Origin of the sequence: Streptomyces sp. NPDC059037, from assembly GCF_042740015.1 — a bacterium.
Taxonomy (GTDB): Bacteria; Actinomycetota; Actinomycetes; order Streptomycetales; family Streptomycetaceae; genus Streptomyces.
Window position 1 is genome coordinate 1 of record NZ_JBHYIG010000401.1, and the last position, 6,812, is coordinate 6,812.

General features: G+C 71.5%; 8 protein-coding genes. 4 read left to right on the top strand and 4 right to left on the bottom strand.

Annotated features, from left to right (window positions below; translation table 11 throughout):
- Window positions 1-153: 153 nt before the first annotated feature.
- Window positions 154-723: a dihydrofolate reductase family protein gene (locus ACFWY6_RS43110; protein ID WP_384702682.1), complete on the bottom strand. Its 570-nt coding sequence runs from the start codon at window positions 721-723 to the stop codon at window positions 154-156.
- A 139-nt stretch (window positions 724-862) separates the two neighbouring features.
- Here ACFWY6_RS43110 and ACFWY6_RS43115 point away from each other — a divergent pair, with 139 nt between their 5' ends.
- Window positions 863-1,432 carry a TetR/AcrR family transcriptional regulator gene (locus ACFWY6_RS43115; protein ID WP_384702685.1) on the top strand — a complete coding sequence of 190 codons (570 nt, stop codon included), beginning with the start codon at window positions 863-865 and terminating at the stop codon, window positions 1,430-1,432.
- A gap of 33 nt (window positions 1,433-1,465) precedes the next feature.
- Here ACFWY6_RS43115 and ACFWY6_RS43120 read toward each other — a convergent pair whose 3' ends face one another.
- A complete protein-coding gene (locus tag ACFWY6_RS43120) occupies window positions 1,466-1,915 on the bottom strand; it encodes a VOC family protein (RefSeq protein WP_384702688.1) in 450 nt (149 codons plus the stop codon).
- A gap of 22 nt (window positions 1,916-1,937) precedes the next feature.
- Between ACFWY6_RS43120 and ACFWY6_RS43125 the strand changes: the two genes are divergently transcribed.
- Entirely contained in the window at window positions 1,938-2,687 is a 750-nt protein-coding gene (locus ACFWY6_RS43125) for a CGNR zinc finger domain-containing protein (protein WP_384702691.1), read from the top strand.
- On the opposite strand, the gene ACFWY6_RS43130 is transcribed toward ACFWY6_RS43125, so the two are convergent.
- Window positions 2,651-3,145, bottom strand: coding sequence for a winged helix-turn-helix transcriptional regulator (locus tag ACFWY6_RS43130; protein WP_384702694.1), 495 nt, complete (start codon window positions 3,143-3,145; stop codon window positions 2,651-2,653). The two genes, ACFWY6_RS43125 and ACFWY6_RS43130, sit on opposite strands and share 37 nt — an antisense overlap.
- Window positions 3,146-3,246: 101 nt before the next feature.
- Here ACFWY6_RS43130 and ACFWY6_RS43135 point away from each other — a divergent pair, with 101 nt between their 5' ends.
- Window positions 3,247-4,710 carry an MFS transporter gene (locus ACFWY6_RS43135; RefSeq protein WP_384702697.1) on the top strand — a complete coding sequence of 488 codons (1,464 nt, stop codon included), beginning with the start codon at window positions 3,247-3,249 and terminating at the stop codon, window positions 4,708-4,710.
- Between the two features lie 240 nt (window positions 4,711-4,950).
- On the opposite strand, the gene ACFWY6_RS43140 is transcribed toward ACFWY6_RS43135, so the two are convergent.
- A complete protein-coding gene (locus ACFWY6_RS43140; RefSeq protein ID WP_384702700.1) occupies window positions 4,951-5,823 on the bottom strand; it encodes an AraC family transcriptional regulator in 873 nt (290 codons plus the stop codon).
- Window positions 5,824-5,924: 101 nt separating this feature from the next.
- Between ACFWY6_RS43140 and ACFWY6_RS43145 the strand changes: the two genes are divergently transcribed.
- Entirely contained in the window at window positions 5,925-6,785 is an 861-nt protein-coding gene (locus ACFWY6_RS43145; RefSeq protein ID WP_384702703.1) for an NAD(P)H-binding protein, read from the top strand.
- Window positions 6,786-6,812 lie beyond the last annotated feature (27 nt).

Genomic DNA, 6,812 nt, shown 5'->3' on the forward strand with positions numbered 1-6,812 from the left:
GGGGGCGGGCGGGGGGGGGGGGGGGGGGGGGGGGTGGCGGGGGGCCGGGGGGGCCCCCCCCGCGCCGTACTCCGTCACGACGAGCTGCCGGGCCATCCGCCTGACCTCCTGTCAGGTCTTACCGGACTTGGCCCGCTTCTCGGTCATGTCCGGTCACTTCCGCTTGAAGGTAGTCATATTGACGCCGGAATCGAAGGACCGGTTCGCCGACACGGTGAAACCGGTCACCGCGAAGGGGCTCTCGAAGAGGGGGATGCCGGAGCCGATGACGAACGGGTTGCGCTTGAGGACCAGCTCGTCGATCTCGTCGAAGAGCGCACCGGCCAGCTTGCCGCCGCCGCACAGCCAGATGTCCAGGCCGTCCTCCTGCTTCAGCTCGCGCACGAGCCCGACCGGGTCGTCGGCGACGAGCGTCACGTCCGAGGGCGTCTCGGTCAGCGTGCTCGATATGACGTACTGCCTCAGCTGGGGATAGGGGCTCGTCATGCCGATGGGCAGGCCGGCCTCGTAGGTGCTGCGCCCCATGAGGATCGTGTCGAAGCGCTTGTTGGGGGTGTCGCTGAGACCCAGCGGGCCGCGCGCGACCACGGGCAGGGTCTCGGGGTACTCGGCCATGATCGTCTCGCGGACCTCGCCCTCGAAGGGGAAGAAGTCGAACGATCCGTCGGGGCCCGCGATGTAACCGTCGAGGGTGACGGCGACGTAGTACGTGAGCTTTCGCAAGTGGGGTTCTCCTGGGTAGGGCGGCAAGGCGGAAGGCGTGACTGCTGCGACTGATGTACTGTGCTTGAAGTGGTCAGAACTTAGTACTTCACTTGCAGTGGTGTCAACCGTCCAAAGGAAAAAGGTTCAGGAGAACCCCATGCGTCAGAATCCCGCCCGCCGCACCGCCCTGCTGGACGCCGCCATCGAGGTGCTCGCCCGCGAGGGCTCGCGCGGGCTGACCCTCCGCGCCCTCGACACCGAGGCGGGCGTCCCCACGGGCACGGCGTCCAACTACTTCACCAACCGCGCCGACATGCTGGGGCAGATCATGCAGCGCACCCGCGAGCGGCTGACGCCCGATGCGTCGGACGTGGCCGAGACGCTCAAGGCCGAGCCGACGCACGAGCTGGTGAAGACCTTCATGCACCAGATCATCGAGCGGATGCGCGCCGACCGCAGCAGTCATCTGGCCATGCTGGAGCTGCGCCTGATGGCCACCAGGAACCCCGAACTCCACGCCGAGCTGACGCGCTTCTTCCGCGACGAGCTGGAGGGCAACATCAACTTCCACCTCGACAGCGGACTGCCGGGCGACACCACGGGCATGGTGCTGCTCTACCTGGCCATGTTCGGGCTCATGGTGGACGACCTGACCATCCCGGAGCTCCTGGCGCCGCATCAGCCCGAGCGCCTGGTCGACGAGATGGTGTCGCGGCTCCTGCTGTAGGGGGCGAGGGCCTCGGCTCCTGCCCGTGCGCCCCTAGTGGACGCAGAACTCGTTCCCCTCCGGGTCCGTCATGACGACCCATTCACCACCCGGCTGCTTCTCGCGCCGCAGGACGGCCGCGCCGAGCGCCTCGATGCGGGTGACCTCGTGCTCGCGCTGGTCGGGCGCGGAGTGCACGTCGAGGTGCAGCCGGTTCTTGATGGTCTTCGTCTCCGGGACGCGCTGGAAGAGGATCCGCCGCCCGAGGCCGGTGCCGGTCTCCTCGTCGTACGGATCGTCCGGATGCCGTACGGCGACCAGATCGCGGAAGGCGTGGCGGCCGCGGAACTCGATGGTCTCGGACTCGGGGAGGGCGCCGAAGCCGAGGAGGCGGGTGATCAGGGCGCTGTTGTCCTCGACCTCATAGCCCAGCGTCTCGGCCCAGAAGGCGGCCTGGGCGTGCGGGTCGTTGGCGTCGACGACGAGTTTCCAGTGCAGGGTCATGCTAACCAGTTATACTGGTTACATGATGGAGCGCACAACGGGACAGGCCGAACGGCCGGGGCTGACGCTCGCCCCGCCCACGGGCGGGCGGTTTCACTTCGACCCGGGCGCGCTCTGCCTGGAGCTGCTCGCGACGGGCGGCCCGGGGGAGTTCGCGCGCTTCGAGGTGCTGCACGAGCCCGCGGACCTGGTGCGCTGGGCGGGGGAGAGCCGCCTCCGGTGGCCATCAGGCCTGGAACTGGCCGTGGGGGAGCGGGAGTTGAAATTGGTGCGGCGCACCCGCGACGCCCTGTTCCTGCTCGCCGCCGACCGTGCGCACGACCGCCCGCTCGACCCCGGGTGCCTGTCCGCCGTGAACGCCGCGGCGGCCGAAGCCCCGCTCACCGCCCGCATCGAACCGGACGGCACGCGCGCGTGGGCGCCGGGCGCCACCGGCACACGGCTCCTGTCGAGCGTCATGCGCGACGCGGTCGACCTCTTCACCGGGCCGTACGCCCACCGTGTCCGCGAATGCGGTGGGGGCAACTGCTACTTGCTGTTCGTCGACACGTCCCGCCCCGGGCGCCGCCGCTGGTGCTCGATGGAACGCTGCGGCAACCGCCAGAAGGCCAGGGCGCACCGGGCCCGCGGCGAGACGGCTCGGCCCGCCTCTTCGGACGCGGCACGGCCCGACTCCTCGGAGGCGACTCAGCCCGCCTCTTCGGACGCGGCACGGCCCGACTCCTCGGAGGCGGCTCAGCCCGCCTCTTCGGACGCGGCCCGCACGTCGTAGGCCTCCCGCGCGGCCGCGATCTCGTTCTGGTGCCGCTCCGTCCAGGTCACCAGGGACTGGATGGTGTGGTGCAGGGTGCCGCCCAACGGGGTGAGTTCGTACTCGACCCGTGGCGGCACCACCGGGTGCACCGTGCGCTTGACCAGGCCGTCGCGCTCCAGCTGGCGCAGCGTGACCGTCAGCATGCGCTGGCTGATGCCGTCGATCTCGCGGCGCAGTTCGGTGAAGCGGAGCTTGCGGTGCTCCAGGAGGGCGATGGTGAGCAGCGACCACTTGTCGGCGACGCGGTCGAGGATCTGCCGCACCTGGCAGTCCTCGCGGGTGTCCCACTGGAAGGGATCGGCGTCTCCATAGTCCACGCCCGTGCCCGAGCCCGAGCCCGCGTGTGCATGTGCGTCCGCGCCCGCGCCCACGGTGCCTTCGCGGTTACTCGGTGACTTCAAAGTGCCTTCTTCCATACCTGCCGATGGTGCCGCAGGCTTCCAGTGGTTACAAGAGGGAACCGACCCCCGGCTGAGTAACCGTCACAACCGCCGATCTCACCTCACCGGGAGCCACCATGGGCGCACGGGCCTGGGCACTGCTGCTGGTCCTCTGCGGGACGATTTTCCTGGAGGGCATCGACATCGCGATGCTCGCGATCGCCATCCCCGCCATCCGATCCGACCTCGGTCTGTCCACCGGCACCGCGGCCTGGGTCCTGAGCGCCTACGTCCTCGGGTACGCGGGCTTCACACTGCTCGGCGGCAGGGCGGCCGACCTGCTGGGCAGACGGCGGATGTTCCTCGTCTGGCTCGGTGTCTTCCTCCTCTTCTCCGGACTCGGCGGCCTCGCCACCGAGGGCTGGATGCTGATCGTGGCCCGCTTCGTGACCGGCCTCGCCGCGGCCTTCATGACACCCGCCGCGATGTCGATCATCACCACCTCGTACGCCGAGGGGCCCGAGCGCAACAGGGCCCTGCTGGTCTTCGCCGGCACCTCCGCCGGCGGCTTCTCACTCGGCCTGGTCGTCGGCGGGCTCCTGACCGGACTCGGCTGGCGGTGGGTGTTCTTCGCGCCGGTGCTGCTCGCGGGGGCGATCCTCGCGGCGGCGGTGCGGCTCGTCCCGGGCGAGACGGTGCCCGCGCGGCGCACGCCCGGCCTGCGGGGCTTCGATCTGCCGGGTGCAGCCGCGGCGGCCGGGGCGATGCTGCTGCTCGCCTTCGGCGTCGTACGGCTCGAACACGGGCTCGCGGGCTGGCCGTTGACCGCCGGTGCGGCGGCCGCGGGATTGCTGCTCGGAGCCGCCTTCGTACGGATCGAGCGGCGTACGGCAGAGCCACTGGTGCGCCTCGGGATCCTTCGTACGGGGTCGGTGGTGCGGGCCGGGCTGGGGGCGCTGCTGTTCGTCGGGGCGTTCATGGGCTTCCAGTTCGTCCTGACGCTCTACCTCCAGGAGCTGCGCGGCTGGTCGTCCTGGCAGACCGCCGTCGCCCTGGTGGTGATGGGCTGCGACGTGATCCTCGCCCCGACGCTCACCCCACGCCTGGTCGCACGGTACGGCCACGCCCGGGTGATCCTCGCCGGCTTCCTGCTCGCGACAGTGGCGTACGGCCTCTTCCTGCCGGTCGGCATGGACTGGACGTACGCGGCGATGTTCCCGACCCTGCTCCTCGCGGGCACGGCCTTCGCGCTGGCCCTGGGCCCGCTGATGATCGCGGCGACGGAAGGGGTGGCCGAGAAGGAACAGGGCCTGGCGGGGGGAGTACTCCAGACGGGCCTGCAGTTCGGCGCGGCGATCGGCATCTCGGGCGTAACAGCGGTCCACGGCCTGGCCTCATCGGGCACGAACGCGGCATCCCCCCTCTCCGCCTTCCACGCGGCCCTCACCGTCCCGCTGGCGATGGCACTCCTGGGCGTACTGCTCTCGGCACAGGGCCTGCGGAGGCGCAGGAGCGGGAGGCGGGTCGCGGGAGGCGACGGTCAGCCCGCCGCCCGGAGCGAGGCGGAGTCCGGTCGCCCGGCGGTGAGTGAGGCGAGGTAGCTGTTGGGGGGCGCCGCTCCGGATGCGCTCGGGGGTGTTGCCGGAGGCCGAACGCGTCGGCGTACGCGACCTGTCCGGCCGCGGTCGCGCTGAGAGCGGCGGTCGGCCTGCTGCTCGGAGTGGGGCGGAGTGCGGGAGGCGGCGGCGGTCAGCCTGCCGCCTGGGGCGAGGCGGAGTGCGAAAGGTGGCGGCGGTCAGCCTGCCGCCTGGGGCGAGGCGGAGTGCGAAAGGTGGAGGCGGTCAGCCTGTCGCCCGGAGCGAGGCGGAGTCCGGGCGGCCGGTTGTCAGTGAGGTGCGGTAGCTGCTCGGAGTGATGCCCCGGATTCGTTTGAAGGCGTCGCTGAAGCCGAAGCCGTCGGCGTAGCCCACCTGGCCGGCCACGGCCGCCACCGTCGCGCCGGGCTCGGCGAGCAGCTCGGCGGCGAGCGCCATCCGCCACTCGGTGAGGTACGCCATCGGGGGCCTGCCGACCAGCTCGGTGAAGTTGCGGGCGAAGGACGCGCGGGACACCTGGGCGCGGGCGGCCAGCGAGGCCACCGTCCAGGGGCGCGCCGGTTCGTCGTGCATGGCGTGCAGCGCGGGGCCGACCACGTCGTCGCCGAGTGCGCGGTACCAGGCGGGCGGGCAGGCGTCCGGCAGATCGAACCACTCGCGCAGGGTGCAGGCCAGCATCCAGTCGAGCATCCGGTCCATCACGTACTGGCGCCCCGGCCGGTCGGCGGCCACCTCCGCGGCGATCAGCTCCAGGATGGGCAGGCAGTCGTCGCCCGCGGGGACGACCAGGAGCGGCGGCAGCATGCTGACCAGGCGGCAGCCCACGGAGCTTTCCAACTGGTAGGCGCCGGTGACCAGTTCGCACTCGCCGCCGGAAGCCGCACCCGTCCCGGAGAGCGTGAACGGGGCCGCCGTGCACACCATGGCCGCGTCCCCCTCCCGCAGGGTGCGCGGCTCACCCGAAGCGGCCGCGATCCGCGCCGCACCGCGCACCACGGCGACCAGCGTCAGCGCCGCCCCCTCGCTGTGTTTCGACTCCCAAGGCCCGTTCAGGACCGTGCGGTTGAACAGCGCCCCGTCCGCGCGTACGCCGCGCAGCAGATCCCCCAGTGCGTCCATGCCCCCACCGTAGACGGAGCCCGCCGGACCGTAGACGTACTCCCCTACGCGCGAGACGAACGCCCATGTCTCCGACGCCCCGCACGCGATTGGCTGAGCCCATGACCAACGACAGCAACAACAAGGCAGTGCAGACAGCGAGTTCGACCATCCTCGTCCTCGGCGCCACCGGCAAGACCGGCCGTCGCGTCGTGGCCCGGCTGCGCGACCAGGGGCGGAGCGTGCGGGCGGCGTCCCGCTCCGGCGAGACCCGTTTCGACTGGACGGAGCGGGCCACCTGGGGCCCGGTCCTGGAGGGCGTGGGCGCCCTCTACCTGGTCGGCCCGCCCGACCCCGAGCCGGTCGCCGACTTCGTGAGCCAGGCCGCGGCCGCCGGAGTACGCCGTTTCGTGGTCCTGTCCGGGCGGGGCGTCGAGGTGTACGGAGACTCCTTCGAGCCGTCCATGGCGGAGGCCGAGCGCGTGGTGCGCGAGCTGAACGTCGACTGGACGGTGATCCGCCCGAACAACTTCACGCAGAACTTCGACGAGGACATCTTCCACGCGCCCCTGGTGGCGGGCCGCCTCGCACTCCCCGTCGGCGACGTGCCGGAGCCGTTCATCGACGTGGACGACATCGCGGACGTGGCCGCCGCGCTGCTCACCGAGGACGGCCACACGGGCCGGGTCTACGAACTCTCCGGCCCGCGCGCGATGACCTTCGCCGAAGCGGTCGCGGAACTCGCGGAGGCTTCGGGCCGCCCGATGCGTTTCGAGGACATCACCCCGGACGCGTACGTCGCGGAACTGACGGCAGCCGACGTCCCCACCGACGCGGCCCGCGCCCTGGCAGACGTCCTGTCCTGGCTCTCCGAGGGCCACAACGCGACGCCGACGACGGGCGTGAGGGATGTCCTGGGCCGAGAGCCACGAGACTTCAGCGCGTACGCAAAGGCAGCGGCGGCTGCGGGGGCGTGGGGCTGAGCGTCCGCAGGGGGCGCCCCGAAGGGG

Bases quoted from the DNA above. Each gene is read 5' to 3' on its own strand.
- ACFWY6_RS43115 (WP_384702685.1), top strand. From the start codon at position 863: ATGCGTCAGAATCCCGCCCGCCGCACCGCCCTGCTGGACGCCGCCATC.
- ACFWY6_RS43120 (WP_384702688.1), bottom strand. From the start codon at position 1,915: ATGACCCTGCACTGGAAACTCGTCGTCGACGCCAACGACCCGCACGCC.
- ACFWY6_RS43125 (WP_384702691.1), top strand. From the start codon at position 1,938: ATGATGGAGCGCACAACGGGACAGGCCGAACGGCCGGGGCTGACGCTC.
- ACFWY6_RS43130 (WP_384702694.1), bottom strand. From the start codon at position 3,145: ATGGAAGAAGGCACTTTGAAGTCACCGAGTAACCGCGAAGGCACCGTG.
- ACFWY6_RS43135 (WP_384702697.1), top strand. From the start codon at position 3,247: ATGGGCGCACGGGCCTGGGCACTGCTGCTGGTCCTCTGCGGGACGATT.
- ACFWY6_RS43140 (WP_384702700.1), bottom strand. From the start codon at position 5,823: ATGGACGCACTGGGGGATCTGCTGCGCGGCGTACGCGCGGACGGGGCG.
- ACFWY6_RS43145 (WP_384702703.1), top strand. From the start codon at position 5,925: ATGACCAACGACAGCAACAACAAGGCAGTGCAGACAGCGAGTTCGACC.